Source organism: Halobacteriovorax sp. (assembly GCF_048381875.1).
In the GTDB taxonomy this organism is placed as follows: Bacteria; Bdellovibrionota; Bacteriovoracia; order Bacteriovoracales; family Bacteriovoracaceae; genus Halobacteriovorax_A; species Halobacteriovorax_A vibrionivorans.
This window is the reverse complement of record NZ_JBLXBP010000001.1, coordinates 839250-854570: the sequence shown is the minus strand read 5'-3', so window position 1 is coordinate 854570 and position 15321 is coordinate 839250. Positions and strand designations below refer to the sequence as shown.

Sequence of the window (15321 nt, the reverse complement as noted above, 5' to 3'; positions counted from 1 at the left end):
TGTTTTATTTACTTTGGTGCGCCACTATTTTATGTGTATGTTTTACACATCAAACTGTCTATACTTACTTATATGGTAGATAAGAACACATGATGAACGATTTACAAATCTCAAGTGTCGTTGCAAATATTCTCATGGGCTCTCTTGAGAAATTCAATATTGAGAGAGACGAGTTCAACGAGCTCTACAGAGAACATTTTGGTAACAAACAAAAATATAGCAGTGTAAGTTTTCTTAATGAATACTTCGCAAAGCTACGCAAGAGTTATTCTGATGAAGAAATCGTTCGCATCATTGCTATAGAGGGAATTCATTCAGAAGAAATCGCATTATTTAAAAATCTCGTTTTTAGCTTCATTTCACATAAGAACCTATATCGTTTTCAATCGAGGCTAGTTCTTCCTTATCTATATAAAGGAATAAAGTTAAAGGTAGAGTTTCGAGATCGAAAGATCATATTAGAGCAAATAAATGAAACTCAAGAAAAAATTGATCCAATATTTTTTAAAGTATATCTCGAGGTTTATCGCAATTTTCCTGTAATCATTGGAAGAAAATCAGCAGTTATTTTATTTGAAGAAATTACATCTAATTCTTTAAAATTAGTTTTAAAGCCTGCATTAGGAAGTAATATCTTCTCTTCTTTTTTCCTATATATTCGTACTAGAAGTGCTCATTTTGGTGCAAGATCAAAGTACTTAAAATTAATTAATGAGCTAAAGGATGAAACAGACAGAAAAAACGAAGAGTTAAAGCGCTTAAACATGATGTTGGATCAATCTTTAAAAGAAAAGTCCGTTCTAGTTAGAGCGATGGGCCACGATGTAAATAACTCTATTTATGCCTCTCAGCTATTATGTCAAAGACTTGAGAAGAAGCTAGAAAATACAAAAGAACTAGAGTTAGTTAAGAAGCTTACAAACCATATTAATATTATTCAAACCATCTCAGCTAATACTTTAAAAAATGAAATGGATGAGGACCACATCTTAAATGAATATAGTTATGAAAAGGTTTCTGCCATTGTTCATGAATTAGAAGAGATCTATCAAGAGCAATTGACTAGAAAACAAATTCAGGTGAATTTTAAAATTGATGTGGAAGAAGAGATTATTCAAATCAATAAATCAGTCTTTTTATATAATATCTTATGTAACTACTTCTTTAATGCCATCAAATATTCTTCTGTTTATTCAGAAATTGATGTCGAAGTAAAGCAAGTAGGAGATTGTTTTTCTTTCAGCATTATTGATTATGGAAAAGGAATGAATGTTGAAACTGTGCAACAGATAGAAGGAACTTTAGGTGAAAAGGGATATGGCCAGGGGATGATCATTGCTAAGAACCTTCTTGCAAAAATGTATGGTGAAGTAAAAATTTCAAGTGAAGTAGGAAAGGGAACAACGATTACTTGTGTAGTCCCTCGTCTGCTATCAAAAAGCTCAATTTCTGGAGTTTCATTAAATCACTAAAGTAACTATCAATTGTAAATATGCATCGTCTTATTTCTTTGCTAAACTTAATTTATGAAATTTAAGCTCAGGGATTATCAGGTTGAAGCTGTAGAGCGTGTTATTTCACACTTTCGAAAAACCAAGGATCCATCTCTCATTGTACTTCCTACTGGTGCCGGAAAAAGTCTGGTGATTGCTGAACTTGCAAGAGTTGCTAAGGGAAGAGTCCTTGTATTGGCCCACGTAAAAGAGCTTGTTGAACAAAATCATGCTAAGTATGAATCCTATGATTTAAAAGCGGGGATCTTCTCTGCTTCAATGAAGAGAAAAGATTATAACGATAAAGTAATCTTTGGTTCAATTCAATCAGTGGCCAGAGCGGACGATAAATTTTTTAAAGACTTTTCTTTGATAATTATAGATGAATGTCATCGCATCTCTCTTGAGAAAGAAACTCAATACCAACAAGTTTTTGAAAAGATAAAGAAGGCCAATGAGAAGGTTTTCTTCTTGGGCCTAACTGCGACACCATATCGCTTGGGAATGGGGTGGATTTATAATTATCATTACCATGAAATCCTTCGAACAAATGAAGAACGATTCTTTAAGTTTTGCCTCTATGAGCTACCATTAAGTTATATGATTAAAAATGGTTATCTAACGAGGCCGATTAAGATTGATTCTCCTGTTGCTTGTTATGACTTTTCTAAGTTAGAAGTAAATGGAGATAATGGACGCTTTCTAACTCAAGAAATCGAGAAGATTTTAGAAGATTCCGCTCGAGTGACTCCTGGAATTGTGAAACATATTGTACAAGAAGCAAAAGATCGTCGTGGTGTTATGCTTTTTACCTCTACTGTAAAACATGCCAATGAAGTTCTTTCTCATTTACCTGAAAATGAAAGTGCTATCGTGACAGGAGAGACTCCTCAGGAAGATCGAGACTTATTAATTACTCATTTTAAAAATCAAGAAATTAAGTACCTGGTGAATGTCTCTGTTCTAACCACAGGCTTTGATGCCCCTCATGTGGATCTTATTGCAATTCTTCGTCCAACAGAGTCAATCAGTCTCTATCAACAAATCGTTGGAAGGGGCCTAAGACTTTTTGAAGGCAAGCAAGATTGCTTAATTTTAGACTATACAGGATTGGATCACGATATTTTCAAACCAGAAGTTGGGGAAGTAAAACCGAGTGGTGATACACAAGAGGTTCAAGTGATGTGTCCGGATTGTGGGCATGCAAATATCTTCTGGGGAAAAATGGATAGTGAGGGAAATATCACTGAACATTACGGCCGAAAATGTCAGGGAATACATCTTGATGAAGTAACAATGGACGTTCAAGAGTGTGGCTTTCTCTTTCGCTTTAAAAGCTGTGATAATTGCGGGCAAAGTAATGATATTAGTGCTCATATTTGTGTCCATTGTGAACATGAGTTGCGTGATGCAGATAAGAAGTTAAAAGAGGCCATGCAGCTTAAAGATGCTCATATAATGCGAGTAGAGGAGATGTTCTTTAAGCAATACCAAGGTAAGAAAGGACGATCTCTAGAAGTTAGTTATTTTGATGTAAATGGAGAGTCTTTAAAAGAGTATTTTCAGTTAAATACTCAGTCACAACGCATGGCCTTCTATCATGCTTTTGTGAAAAAACACCTCAAGCGAAGTGATTTGAAATATAAAGTTGATGATATTGAAAAAGTTATTCAAGATCGTATGTTCTTTAGAAAGCCCAAATTTGTAATTGCTCGTAAGAAGCAACGATTCTGGCAAGTTAGAGAAAAGATATTTTTAGAAGAAATAAATAGTAAACGCTATTTATAATCTGCGGGAAATACGAAATAGCTTCTGCATTGCTAGCTCTCCTAAAGTTTCGGAAAACATTTCAAAGAGTGTATCTGGTATTGATGACTTTTCTCCTTTCCAAAAACTTTTAGAAAAGAAGAGGCAACGTCCATCGCTTAATTGTCTAACATTTATTTCACCACGTAATCCTTTTAAGAATCCTTTATCAAAAGTGAAGGGATAGACACCCGGTTTTTTTATACGTGGAATCTTAAAAGTTAGAGACATTGGAAATGGCATTAATGTGTGATCAAGATAGAGATAGATTTGTTTTTTCTTCTCTGAATAGCCAGATAATTTAACCAGATCAATATATTCATTGAATTTCTCATAACGAGAAAGTTTTCGCAGTGCAGTCTTGCACTTGTTTGGATGGATGCCATATATTTGGTAATCTAAACTTTGTTTATTTCCTTCGGTCTTTACGATGGATTTACGATAAATTCTTTTTTTATCTACTAATATTTCCTTAATATCAGGGTTAATCCCTTTGAAATCAGAGGCATAGGCCTGATTTGAAAATACTAATAATTGGCAAAAAAGCGCTGTAATTATAAATGGTTGACGCGTTGTAACTTTCAAGGCCTTTAAGTTTCCCTTATTCTTTATACTGATTACATTATAGCACGAAGCTAAGATAGGGGAAAAGTTAAGGATGGGACGCAGCATTGAGTCAGTTAAAAGAAAAGGGAAGACGAAAGACGCAGTCATTGAGAGTAAAGATCAAAGATGGCACTGTCGAAATCGTATCACTCTCGTTTTCGGATCCAACGATATTGAAGACTTAGAGACTTATGTCTATGGTGATAAATCTGTTGATTTTCAGACAGTTAAGTTTCACCAGGCCAAGTCTAAAGCAATAGAAGAGTTACTAGATAATTGTATCGATGAGTATTATCGTGGCCACGTTACAGAGGTTCACACTTCATTAAGTGAAGATGGAAAGACGGTAACTGTTGCAGATAATGGAATCGGTTTTCCACTGGATAAGGTTAAACAGGTTTATTCTGAATTTAGAACAGGTTCTAAGTTTAAAGATGAAGAAACTGACGAAAAAGGTTTTCTTCACAGAACATTGGGACAAAATGGTCTTGGTGCAGCTGCTACATGTTTAACGGCCGATGAGTTCAATGTAACAATTAAACACTATAACTCTAAAAAAGAGCAGACAACGAAGTTTATCGATGGTGCTCTGAAGATAACACAAACAAAGCCTAAAAAGTTTAAAGGTGCTTCTGGGGTATCGATTCAGGTTACTCTTGCCAAGGAAGTTTATAAAGATAATAAAATTGATGAGGACCTTTTAAGAAAGCGTATTATCGACCTTGCTTATAATAATCCAGGTCTTGCTTTTTACTTTAACGGTGAAAAGTATCACTTCACTAAAGGACTATTTGAGCTTTCACAACGTATTGACGAAGAAAATGCTCATGACTTTGGTGTTCATTCATATGTTTATGAAACAGTAAATACAAAGAAGAAAAAGGTAAAGGGACGTATCGACATGTCTCTTTCATTCTGTATTGATAAAAGTAGTGAAGAGCGTGAAAGGTTTATTTCATTTGTAAACTCTACACCTACTTATGATGGTGGTTTCCACCATGATCGAGTTCGTCGTATCTTTATCAATGCCATAAAAGATAAGTTAGAGAGACAAGCTAAGAAAGAAAAAATCAAGCTAGTTGATAACGATGTTCTCTCAGGTCTTACTTTTGTCCTTGGTATTACAATGCCAAACCCAAGGTTTGAGTCGCAAACAAAGCGTAAGCTTGTACGTGATACACATCTTGAAAAGGCCCTTGAAGAATTCATGGGTAAGAATATTGATAAATTTATGAGAAAGAATAAGGACTATCTAGAAGTTGTTCTTGAAAGAGGTAAGTCTCGTCATAAGTACCAAGTTCTAAAAGAAGCCGCTAAGAAGGCCCGTAAGCAAAAAAGGCAAAGAGTTGAAAAACTTCTTGATGCCAACGAGAGAAAGAAGCGCGATCTTTGTACTCTTTTCATTTGTGAGGGAGATTCAGCAATTGGTGGTTTAAGATCTGCTCGTAATAAGCTTTATCAAGGAGGGATTGCCCTTCGAGGTAAGCCAATGAACGTTGCACAAGCAGGTATTAAAGATATTCTAAATAACCAAGAATTTTCAGATATTATGGCCTCAATTGGCCTGGCCCTAGGTCAAGAAGTTGAACCAAAGAAACTTCGTTATTCTAGTATTGTCTTCCTGGCCGACTCAGATGTTGATGGTGGCCATATTAATACACTCTTAACGAATTTCTTCTACCAGTTTTGGCCGGAGTTATTCGAGATGGGTGCTATTCAGATTGCAAAGGCACCTCTTTTTGAGGTTATCACTGATAAGAAGACACTTTATTTTGAGTCAGAGAAAGAATTAGATCAATTTAGAGATTCAGGTGAAGCTAAGATTAAAATGATTCACCGAAATAAAGGGCTAGGAGAGATGTCTCCTGAAGCTTGGAAGTACGTTCTCTCAAAAGATGAGTACACAAAGATAACAATTGATAATAATGCTAAAGCTAAAGAAATGTTAAATATCTGCTTTGGTAAAGACACAAACTTAAGAAAGGACCTTCTATTAGATGAAGCCGAGTCTGAGATCATGTCTGAAGTTATCGAAGAGCAAGAAAAGGCCCCTGCTAAGAAAAAGCCTGCTAAAAAAGCAGCAAAGAAAGTTGCCAAAAAAGTAGCCAAAAAAGTAGCCAAAAAAGTAGCAAAGAAGAACGCTGCAAAGAAAGTAGCGAAGAAGACGGCAAAAAAGAAAACTGCAAAAAAAGCAGCAAAGAAAACTGCTAAAAAGGCCAAGAAGAAAGCAAAGAAAGCAGTTGGTAAAAAAGCGGGCTCAAGCCTAGCAGATATGATTGATTATCTTGATTAAAAAAGTATTAGGAAGGAAATAAATAATGCAAGAAACTTATCTTCACTCACTTGAGTCTATTAATTTAGAAGATATTGTAAGAGATGAATACCGCACATATCAGATCTATACCTTAATGGATCGTGCCATCCCTTATCTACAAGACGGCCTAAAACCAGGACAGAGAAGGATTTTATATACTCTTTGGAAAAATCAATCAAAGGGGCTTTTAAAAGTATCAGCTGCAACGGGATTAGTTCTAACTCTTCACCCACACGGACCTGCATCGATTGAATCTGCCATTGTTAATATGGCACAAGATTATACGTTTTCAAATAATTACCCTCTTATCGATAAGAAAGGGTACTTCGGAGAACGTATGGAAACCGATCCAGCGGCCGGAAGGTATATTGAGTGTAAGTTAGGAAAGTTTTCTGAAATTCTTTTATTTGATGATATGAACCAAGTTGAAATGGTTCCTAATTATGATGAGAGAACAATGGAGCCAGTAGGGCTTCTACCAAAGCTTCCAATTATGCTACTTAATGGAGCAGAGGGAATTGGAACTGGTTTCTCTTCAATGATTCCAAGTTTTCACCATAAGGATGTTATCCGATCGATGATCCATTGTGTAGAAAAAGGAAAACCTCGTAAGATGAAGCCTTATGTGCACAATTATTCACTTCCAATTCATGAAGATAAGAAAACTGGAAAGCTAACCTTTGATATGTCTATCGAAGAAAAAGGCGGAAAGTTTTTTATTACTGAATTGCCACGTGGTTATGATGCAAAAAAGATCTATCGTCACTTAACGAAGTTTATCGATAGTGGTTTTATAAAAGACTTCGTTGATGCATCAGTTGATAACGAAATTAATATTGAATTACTTTTCAAAAAAGGCCAGGAAGTAACGCTAAAAGAGGTTACTGACACAATTGGAGTAACATCTTCACTATCTCCAAACTATACTCTTATTTCAGAAAGAGGAGTTAAGATCTTTGAGCGTGCTGAAGAGATTATTGAGATCTTTACGCAAGAAAGACTTAAGGTCGTTAAGCGTCGATATGAACTTCTTTGTGAAGATCTTAAAGATTCAATTACAAAAAATAATGAGATCATCAAATTTATTAAGAATAAAGAATACGAAAAGGCGACAAAGTCAAAAAACAGAAAGTCATTTGTTGAGTATCTAGAGAAGAAGAAATATGTCTACTCTGATTACCTTGCAGATATGCCTATTTATCGTATGACAAAAGATGAAGTAGAAAAGCGTAAGCTCATGGTTAAAGATGAAACGAAGAAGCTGGCCGAGTATACAAAAATCGCAAAGTCTCCTAAATTAATTGCCAAGAAGTTAATCGAAGAGCTAAACGATGTTGATACTAAGTTGACTGATTGGATCAAGAAAAAAGATCAAGAGAAGCAGAAGGTTCTAAAGAAAATTGCTAAGGATCAAGAAAAGCTTGGAAAGAAGAAGGCAAAGAAAAAGGCCGTTAAAAAGAAGTCTAAGTAATCATCTCGAAAATGAATAAAAAAAATCCCCAGCAAGAGTGCGGAACCTATGCTGGGGATTGTTCATGTCAATACGCCAATTTGACAAGAAGAAGTTGATATATACATATTACATAATAGTTGTTTAGTAGGACAACTTAAGAAATTCTTAAAGTAGGGAAATGATCGCTTTACTCTAAAAATGTCTAAGTTATTAAAATGAAATATATTTCCCATAAAATTTTTTTTGTGAAATATTCATAATTCTGCTAACCTATTAATATATATAGGTTCTTTTGATTCATGGAGGAATGCAATGAGCTTGACCAAAGCTGATATAGTTGAACGAGTTTACAAGGAAGCAGGGTTTTCTAAAAAGGAAGCTTCTGACCTAGTTGATCTAGTGTTTAAGGTAATTAAAGACACTTTAGCACGTGGTGAAAAGGTGAAAATTTCTGGTTTTGGAAATTTCTCAATTCGCGATAAGGCATCTCGTGTGGGGCGAAACCCTCAGACAGGTGAGGCGATGGAGATTTCTGCTAGACGTGTTCTTACGTTCAAACCATCTCAAGTACTAAAAGAAGACATCACTGGACGTTATGCTCATCGTATTGATGAAAAGGGTAAGGAAGATACTTCTATTGCTCCTAAAGAAGGTAAGCCACAAGCGCTTAGCTCTTTCTTAAATAATGATGATAGTAAAGATGATGAAAATGAATTCAATGGATTTTAATCAATGTTAGAGAACTTAGATATCCCACAAAAATCACTTTTTAAATTAGATGAAGTTTGTACAATCGTCGGTGTAAAGCCGTATGTATTAAGATTCTGGGAAAGTGAATTTGAAGAAGTTTCACCCCTTGTTTCATCGACTGGACAAAAGTTATTTGAACAAAAAGATATCCAAATTCTTGCAAAGATTAAGTCATTGCTTTTTGATAATAAATTATCAATTGATAAGGCCAAGCTAGTCCTAAATGGAAAGCTTGATCTAGAAAAAGCAACTAAGCCTAAGAAAGTTGTAGCAAGATCAAATAAGCCAATTAAAGCTGTAAAGTCTAAAATGGCAAACTTTGATATTGATCTCGATAAGCTTGAACAGGCACGTGGCATTCTGAAAGAATTGAACCTAAAGAGTCAAAGTATTCAACAAAGAAATAATTGGATCTAATGAGGCGGCTTGGGCCGTCTCTACATCCTCTTCATTCTTGAGTTGCGATAGATGAGAGATGATCGTCTCTTTACTATTTTCTATTATTGAGAGTATCTTCCCTAAGTATTGTCCATAGACAAATCTTAAGTTTTCACAGCCATATTTTTCGAAGAAATGTTTTTGATATTCTAAATTTCGTTTTAACTCATTAAAGCATTGAGTTTGTCTTGTAAGCCATGGGTTTACTGCTGATTCATGTTCACTAAGTTTCTCATCTTCTAGCTCACATAAATCATCTAGAAGTTGAAATGCAACTCCCATATGATGACCTAGTCGGTGAAGTGCTTTGGCCTTTTGAAATGTCGTATTCTCTGTTTGGAGATATGCTCCAACAATGGCCAGTTGAATGAGTCTGGCCGTTTTAAGTTTATGCGTAAGAACGAGATTCTCAAAACTCTCAGTCATTTGGTGATCAAGGTCTAAGGCCTGGCCAAGGATTAGTCCTTTTGCTCCTAGACACCAGTGAGCATAATTTAATATTTCATATTTATTATTACATTTAATTTTATTAATAAGATTAAAGCTTAATCCGTGGAGTGCATCTCCGGCCAATAAGGCCTGCCACTGACCAAATTTTGCGTGTGTCGAAAGCCTACCGCGACGATATTGGTCGTCATCCATGCATGGCATATCATCATGAATAAGTGTATATGTGTGATGGATTTCTAATGCGCACGAGAAGCTCTTAATTGAATTATGTGCATCTTTATTGTCTAAATTGATACCAAAGTCCATGGCCGTTGCATATGCCAGGAGAGGGCGAAATAGCTTACCAGCAGGAAGAAGAGAATAGTCATAAATTTCATGGAAAAAATTTTGATAACTATGTTTTTCTATTAGCTCTTTTAGGTCAGCTTCGATATGCTGCCTTGCGTTTTTAATGTCCAGATTATTCGTCGTTTGCATCGATTAAAGATGCTCTAATTTGTCTTAGTAGTCAACTAGAACTATGGACTATGGCTTTACGATAATTGGTGTTCCAGGGTTTCCAAGAGTACCGTTAATTCTCATATGATAGAAGCCTTGTTCGTCTGGTTGACCGTTTCCTAAAATAAGATTCAAAATAGCAAATTGTTCAATAAATTCTGGAGAGAACTTAACTTGTGCTTCAATCTCTAACTTCGATCTTTTAATATTGATTTTATCCAGGTCAATAATCCCACTGGCCTTAGCACGGATAGGTGAGTCTTGAGTTCCAAGAATAAGCTCTTTTATCTCAATTGGTCCACCATCAGATGATGCTTTTAAAGATAGGTTATTAATTGCTAAAGTTGGAATTTCAAAACTTTGAATGATCTGTGATGGTATAACTAAGTCTTTTGAACGTAGATATATATCGAGATCTTTAAGTGCTTTTAAATCAGTGCTAACAAGGGCCTCTATATCGATATTTCCATTGATTGAAACTGGACCCAGCATTGGCCTAAGTGATTCCAGATTAATTCTTGTCTCTTCTAATTTTAGATACTGAGTAGAGAAGTTATGAATTGATTTAATATTCAATGTACTATCAAAACCATTGATTTTATCGATTTTAGAAGAAAAGCTAATTCCAATAGGTGCGACACTTGGAAGACCAAGTGAAACGTTAGCAGATTTTATCGTTAGAGCATTTGGTGTACGTAAGCAGCGTCCAGAAACTTCAAGCCCTGATAACTCTAGGCCAGGTAAGAAGTAACTTAATTGTGCTTTCTTATAGAATATTGGACACTGGCGATTCTTTTTTAGGCCACTTTGTAATAGCCCATATATTTTATCTTCAAAAGAGAAGTTTGCTAAAAAGCCTATAATGACTGAAGAGAAGGAAAGGACAATAATAAGAAATATTGTTTTCTTATTAAGCTTATAAGTTTCTTCTTGTATATTATTTTCGTTCTTACTCATCGTTTCTTGCATTAATCGGCCTTCGTATAAAACTCAAAAGTAAACTTTCCTGAGACAAATTTTGTGTCTTTCGTACGCTCTAATTCTACTTCTGTAATAATTACTTTGAAGCGTCTATGTAATTCATTGAGTAGACCTACGAGGGCCTTATTTGTAAATTTGTTAATCATTAGATTTGTTTCGATTCGACTAATAGAGCCACCAAGGTTTGAACGACTAAAACCATCAACAGAGACTTGATTAGATTCGATATCAAAACGAGTTAGTGAGTTACTTAACATTTGTACAAAGTCCGGCTTTTCATAGATCTTCGCATCAGATATTATTCCACCTTCTTGAGTTTTAAGTTGAACATTTCCTTCCTTAAAATTAATGATTGAATCTTTAAGCTCCAGTCTTGTCGTTAATTCATTTTTTTGAATCGTTCTAAAAATAAAGACACCGGCCAAAAGTAGGATAGGGATAATAAGAGTTACAGCAGAAAAGAATTGATTGATAATTCTTTGTTCTGTTTCGGAAAATGCTCTTAATTGATCAGCTGTTGATTGAAAGAAGTTAGATGATCTTGCTTCTTCAATTTGCTTATCAATTGCAATATCAATTTCTTTAAATAAACTTTTATCACTCATATTCTATTTGCCTTTAAAGCTAATGATTACGCTACTTTGTTTTGACTCGTCTATATTTGCTTCGTTAACATTTAATTTTTTTAGAACCTTAATGAGTTGGTCGCGATCTCGTTGCGTCTTTGTGTTGAACTCAGCATAACCGTTATTGAGATCACCACGATACTTTGTTAATGAAACTTGAGTATTTCTTTTAATTGCTTCAGTTACTGTGTGAAGGTTTTTAAGTGCACTTGAAGTAGGGACACTTTCTAATACTTCTAAATCGATATTAATTGCCTTGTTCTTGCGCTCAACAATCTTTTGAAGTCTTTCTGGTCTTTTTCTTAAGTAAGCAGTTTGTTTTCTTGTTAAATTTAGATCACTTGTTTTAATGAGTTGTCTTATTTCACGGTTAGTTGTCTTTATGTCATTGTTTATAAAATAGAATGATTCAACGAGAAGGCCTGCAATTATAATGAGACAAACAATTGCAACACGATAAAAAGAAAAAATTGTATTTTCTAGTTTGATTCCATCTTTTAGGGCCGAGGCAAATTCTTTAGTAAAGAAATTCTTTGCTGGTTCTTTGAAAGCATTAGTCGCACCCATAGTGTAACCAAGCGTGAGGGCATTGTACTCGTGTGTTGATACCATCTTCTCAAGACCTGGTGACATAAATTGAGAAACACTAACTTTTAATCTTTCAGTAATATAATTATCAATATTTTTAATATTTGCACTTCCACCAGTGAGATAAATATGCTCAATATTTTGACCAGTCTTTACTCGATGGCCTAGAAGCCAACGATCAATTTGTGACAGTAGATCCTTAAATGTTTGATGCATCATCAGTGCGAAATCTTGTTGCTCTTTTGTAACACTATCAAGCTGAGACTTTGTTAAAAAGAAGCTATTTTCATGCTTGAAGATACGCGCTTCACTTGGCCCAATGTCATAAGTTTTAGAGATCGCCTCATCAATTGCGGCGCCTGCAACGTATGAAATATGGTGTGTATAAATAATTCCATTATAAACAAGATATGCCTTAGTTGTTTCGTGACCGATATCCAAGATACATACATTTGATTCGATTTTCTTTTCTTCAACGAAGCTTTGATAAACACTTAACTCGGAAGTTAGGTTAGAAGGTACTGTATGATAGGCTTGTAGAAAATTACGATATGTTGCAAAAACATTCTTTTCTGCAATTTGTACAATGGCTGAAAATTGCCCATTAATTTTCTTATAGAGATTCACAATATAGTGAGTATCAATAATATTAAAAGGAAGATCCTCTTCAAGTTGAAAAGGGATCATAAGCTCGGCATCTTTTTTATTCTTTGCTGGCAAATCAAGATAGCGATTTGTTAAGAACTCATTTGGTAATTGAGTGATAATTCTTCCATGGAAGTTTTGATCCTGGAGGTATCCAGAAATAATTCTTTGTTGTAACTCATGAATAGAGATATCAATTTCATTTGGCCCTCTAACATCTTCAAGTAGAATCTCTTCTAACTCTTCAATGATGAATTTCTTCTTTTGAACTCGGCCTTCAATAAATTTGATACTGTACGTACCACAGTCAATAACTAAAATGCTCATAAATTTATTTTACCAAATTTCAATAACTTTGCTGTTACTTTTTATAATGAAAATTTTGCCATGCAAAAGGAGGGAAGTTAGTATGTACGGATTTCTACAACTCTTGGCCTTAGAAGATAGTATTTACTTTCTTCATTTTGTTGCTGCTGACCTTGAGTAGTCTGGTTTGTTCCTTGGTTATTTACCTGGCCATTATTAGAGCCTTGATTGAGTGAACCAGTTTGTCCTTGTGAGTTTGTTGAAGGTGATTGAGGCTTGATTGGTAAGTCGATAAAAGCAGTCAACTTATAGGTAGAGTTTCCATAGGTGCCGATGGACTCAAGTTTAAATAATTTTCCACCAGTTCCAATAACAATGTCAGCATCTGCAAACTCTTTAATTCTCTTATCATACTCACTTGCATCGATGGCACCAATTCGTCCTGTAAGAAGAGCTTTAAAATCCTTTTCTGTTTTAAATGGTGTTGCCGTAATACCTGACTCTTCATCTCCGTCACGGTATTTAAAAAACTCTTCAAGTGCCACATCTGACATTTCTGGAAAGAGAACTTTTAATTGATTAAGAGTGATTTCATTGACGTTAATTACAGATACGTTGTGAATGCTAATACGGTCTTTAATTAAGTTTACGATTTCATCATCCCAGCCAGCTAGAGAGTAGAGCTCGTCTGTTGTCTCAAATGCTGCATGTTTTGCTTCAATTCCCTCATTTTGATAAGTTCTTTGAATATCGGCCTTCTCAGGCTCATCGTAATCATTTTCTCCAGATACGTAATATTTCAATTCTTTTACTAGTAACCTGGGATCTAAATTCGAGTAGTGTAGAGCGAATGTTTCACTATTTTCAATCTCTTCTCTAAAAGTTTTCTCAAGCATTTCAATAAAAGTTTTTTCCATAAACTCATGTGGCTTTAGTGACTGGCCACTTCCTTGTTGTGATGAGCTGCTCTGAGAAGAGCTATTGGCATTTTGATTGATTGGCTTAATAACTCTTAGTGTATTAGGGTTTAGAAAACCTGTAATCGACTTTAAGCTAACTGAAAGTGTCCCTTGAATGAATGATTCATCTTCAAACTCAGCAATCGCATTCTTTTGTAGGGCCGACATCTCTCCAGTTGTAGGAATTGGAATCATAAATGGCTGTGTCGCAATCGCTTCAATATCACTTTTTGAAATAGTATTTTGAAGAGAAGTATTATCTTCTAATTTATTCCATGCTTCACGATACACTTTTAGAATTGAAAGAGCATATTGTAGACCTGCTTCAGCATTTAGCTTTGCTTGGGCCTTATCAACTTGGTGCTCAATGCGAATTTTGTTAAGCTTTGTCTCATAAGTAAATTGTGCCAAGAGAACAGTCAAGATAGCAACCGCAGTTGTTACCATGATAATAGCAATACCGGAATTGTTCTTTAATATAATGTTAAAAGTGCTATTTTTTGACTTCATATTTCTCTTTTAAATCTTCTGTTGTATCAAACGTAGGCCATAGGACTCTTACTGTTCTTTCTATCTCAAATTCATCGCCATTTTTTGAAACGTAGTCGAGGTTCAGTTTTATTAGTCGTGGCGTATTTCTTAACTTATTTAATTCTTTTAATGATGCAACAAATTTCTCTTTTTCTGGACTATAAAACTCAAAGTAAAAATCCCTTAAGTTATTAATGACAGCGTACTCTTTTGCATCTTCCCAATCTAGCTCTGTATCATAGAGGTTTTGTGAAATTACTGTTCTAGTTAATGAGTAAGGAGCTTCTTTATTTTTTTCTTCTTCATCAATTCCTGATGTTTCAGTTGTTACAACGCGATATCGAACCCAAATCAAATTAGACTGCTTTGAGTTTTTTATAAGTCTTCGGTTTGCAGAAGTCATAAAAATTAGCGAACCTTTCTCTTCATTGATAAGAATAGGGATCGGAATATTACTAGATGATAAATTATCAAAGTTCTTATTTTGATAGAGGTGAGAAGTCATCTCTGGAGGATTCGTGTTCTGAGTTTGAGACTGACTCTGGCCTTGAGTTTGTGTACCAGGCTGTCCACTTCCAAGTTGTGAGCCTGAAGTACTTGAGCGCTGGCTTTGCTGATATGTCTTAGCAAATAATTTATTATCTTCTGACTTTTGTGATTCAAAATATAGAGGAGAGTGGATTAACTCGAGGTCTCTTTGAATTCGCATAAGACCAATTTCTAATTGAAGTCTTTCTCTGTCTTCTGAAGTTATTCGATCGTTTGTTGTAGCACTACTATCGACAATTTGATAAATGGCCGTCATGAGAAATGAAAGAATAGCAATAGCAATTAAGACTTCGATTAATGTGAAGCCAGCTTTATTTGCTAATATCAT

At 34.9% G+C, this 15321-nt stretch carries 13 protein-coding genes; 6 read left to right on the top strand and 7 right to left on the bottom strand.

From position 1 onward, the window contains the following. Positions 1 to 89 precede the first annotated feature (89 nt). The gene (locus ACN5L8_RS03955) at positions 90 to 1472 is read left to right on the top strand and encodes a sensor histidine kinase (RefSeq protein ID WP_419172370.1); all 1383 of its coding nucleotides are present in this window, start codon (positions 90 to 92) and stop codon (positions 1470 to 1472) included. A gap of 54 nt (positions 1473 to 1526) precedes the next feature. After that, positions 1527 to 3281 (top strand): DEAD/DEAH box helicase, encoded by a 1755-nt coding sequence (locus tag ACN5L8_RS03950; protein WP_115363601.1) that lies wholly within the window; start codon positions 1527 to 1529, stop codon positions 3279 to 3281. Here the strand turns inward: ACN5L8_RS03950 and ACN5L8_RS03945 are convergent. Next, positions 3276 to 3884 carry a hypothetical protein gene (locus tag ACN5L8_RS03945; protein ID WP_115363600.1) on the bottom strand — a complete coding sequence of 203 codons (609 nt, stop codon included), beginning with the start codon at positions 3882 to 3884 and terminating at the stop codon, positions 3276 to 3278. The two genes, ACN5L8_RS03950 and ACN5L8_RS03945, sit on opposite strands and share 6 nt — an antisense overlap. A gap of 73 nt (positions 3885 to 3957) precedes the next feature. Here ACN5L8_RS03945 and ACN5L8_RS03940 point away from each other — a divergent pair, with 73 nt between their 5' ends. The 4 genes from ACN5L8_RS03940 to ACN5L8_RS03925 all read left to right on the top strand — a co-directional run bounded on the left by ACN5L8_RS03940 (position 3958) and on the right by ACN5L8_RS03925 (position 8839). Beyond that, complete coding sequence (locus ACN5L8_RS03940) at positions 3958 to 6198, top strand: toprim domain-containing protein (RefSeq protein WP_419172369.1); 2241 nt, start codon at positions 3958 to 3960, stop codon at positions 6196 to 6198. A 25-nt stretch (positions 6199 to 6223) separates the two neighbouring features. Beyond that, entirely contained in the window at positions 6224 to 7690 is a 1467-nt protein-coding gene (locus ACN5L8_RS03935) for a DNA gyrase subunit A (protein WP_115363596.1), read from the top strand. 300 nt (positions 7691 to 7990) lie between these two features. Beyond that, positions 7991 to 8401 (top strand): integration host factor subunit alpha, encoded by a 411-nt coding sequence (locus ACN5L8_RS03930; protein ID WP_115363751.1) that lies wholly within the window; start codon positions 7991 to 7993, stop codon positions 8399 to 8401. Positions 8402 to 8404: 3 nt separating this feature from the next. Further along, the gene (locus ACN5L8_RS03925) at positions 8405 to 8839 is read left to right on the top strand and encodes a MerR family transcriptional regulator (protein WP_115363594.1); all 435 of its coding nucleotides are present in this window, start codon (positions 8405 to 8407) and stop codon (positions 8837 to 8839) included. Here the strand turns inward: ACN5L8_RS03925 and ACN5L8_RS03920 are convergent. From ACN5L8_RS03920 to ACN5L8_RS03895, 6 genes are all read right to left on the bottom strand, one after another. Next, positions 8798 to 9787: a polyprenyl synthetase family protein gene (locus ACN5L8_RS03920; RefSeq protein WP_419172368.1), complete on the bottom strand. Its 990-nt coding sequence runs from the start codon at positions 9785 to 9787 to the stop codon at positions 8798 to 8800. The two genes, ACN5L8_RS03925 and ACN5L8_RS03920, sit on opposite strands and share 42 nt — an antisense overlap. 48 nt (positions 9788 to 9835) lie before the next feature. Beyond that, positions 9836 to 10777: a type II secretion system protein GspN gene (gene gspN / locus ACN5L8_RS03915; protein WP_419172367.1), complete on the bottom strand. Its 942-nt coding sequence runs from the start codon at positions 10775 to 10777 to the stop codon at positions 9836 to 9838. Continuing rightward, a complete protein-coding gene (locus ACN5L8_RS03910; RefSeq protein WP_419172366.1) occupies positions 10777 to 11394 on the bottom strand; it encodes a hypothetical protein in 618 nt (205 codons plus the stop codon). The genes gspN and ACN5L8_RS03910 overlap by 1 nt, the downstream gene beginning before the upstream one ends. 3 nt (positions 11395 to 11397) lie before the next feature. After that, entirely contained in the window at positions 11398 to 12975 is a 1578-nt protein-coding gene (pilM, locus tag ACN5L8_RS03905) for a pilus assembly protein PilM (protein WP_419172365.1), read from the bottom strand. Positions 12976 to 13052: 77 nt separating this feature from the next. Next, positions 13053 to 14423, bottom strand: coding sequence for a hypothetical protein (locus ACN5L8_RS03900; RefSeq protein ID WP_412473540.1), 1371 nt, complete (start codon positions 14421 to 14423; stop codon positions 13053 to 13055). Next, the gene (locus tag ACN5L8_RS03895) at positions 14407 to 15321 is read right to left on the bottom strand and encodes a PulJ/GspJ family protein (RefSeq protein ID WP_419172364.1); all 915 of its coding nucleotides are present in this window, start codon (positions 15319 to 15321) and stop codon (positions 14407 to 14409) included. Before ACN5L8_RS03895 ends, ACN5L8_RS03900 begins: the two co-directional genes overlap by 17 nt.

Bases quoted from the DNA above. Each gene is read 5' to 3' on its own strand.
- ACN5L8_RS03955 (WP_419172370.1), top strand. From the start codon at position 90: ATGATGAACGATTTACAAATCTCAAGTGTCGTTGCAAATATTCTCATG.
- ACN5L8_RS03950 (WP_115363601.1), top strand. From the start codon at position 1,527: ATGAAATTTAAGCTCAGGGATTATCAGGTTGAAGCTGTAGAGCGTGTT.
- ACN5L8_RS03940 (WP_419172369.1), top strand. From the start codon at position 3,958: ATGGGACGCAGCATTGAGTCAGTTAAAAGAAAAGGGAAGACGAAAGAC.
- ACN5L8_RS03935 (WP_115363596.1), top strand. From the start codon at position 6,224: ATGCAAGAAACTTATCTTCACTCACTTGAGTCTATTAATTTAGAAGAT.
- ACN5L8_RS03925 (WP_115363594.1), top strand. From the start codon at position 8,405: ATGTTAGAGAACTTAGATATCCCACAAAAATCACTTTTTAAATTAGAT.
- ACN5L8_RS03920 (WP_419172368.1), bottom strand. From the start codon at position 9,787: ATGCAAACGACGAATAATCTGGACATTAAAAACGCAAGGCAGCATATC.
- gspN (WP_419172367.1), bottom strand. From the start codon at position 10,777: ATGCAAGAAACGATGAGTAAGAACGAAAATAATATACAAGAAGAAACT.
- ACN5L8_RS03910 (WP_419172366.1), bottom strand. From the start codon at position 11,394: ATGAGTGATAAAAGTTTATTTAAAGAAATTGATATTGCAATTGATAAG.
- pilM (WP_419172365.1), bottom strand. From the start codon at position 12,975: ATGAGCATTTTAGTTATTGACTGTGGTACGTACAGTATCAAATTTATT.
- ACN5L8_RS03900 (WP_412473540.1), bottom strand. From the start codon at position 14,423: ATGAAGTCAAAAAATAGCACTTTTAACATTATATTAAAGAACAATTCC.
- ACN5L8_RS03895 (WP_419172364.1), bottom strand. From the start codon at position 15,321: ATGATATTAGCAAATAAAGCTGGCTTCACATTAATCGAAGTCTTAATT.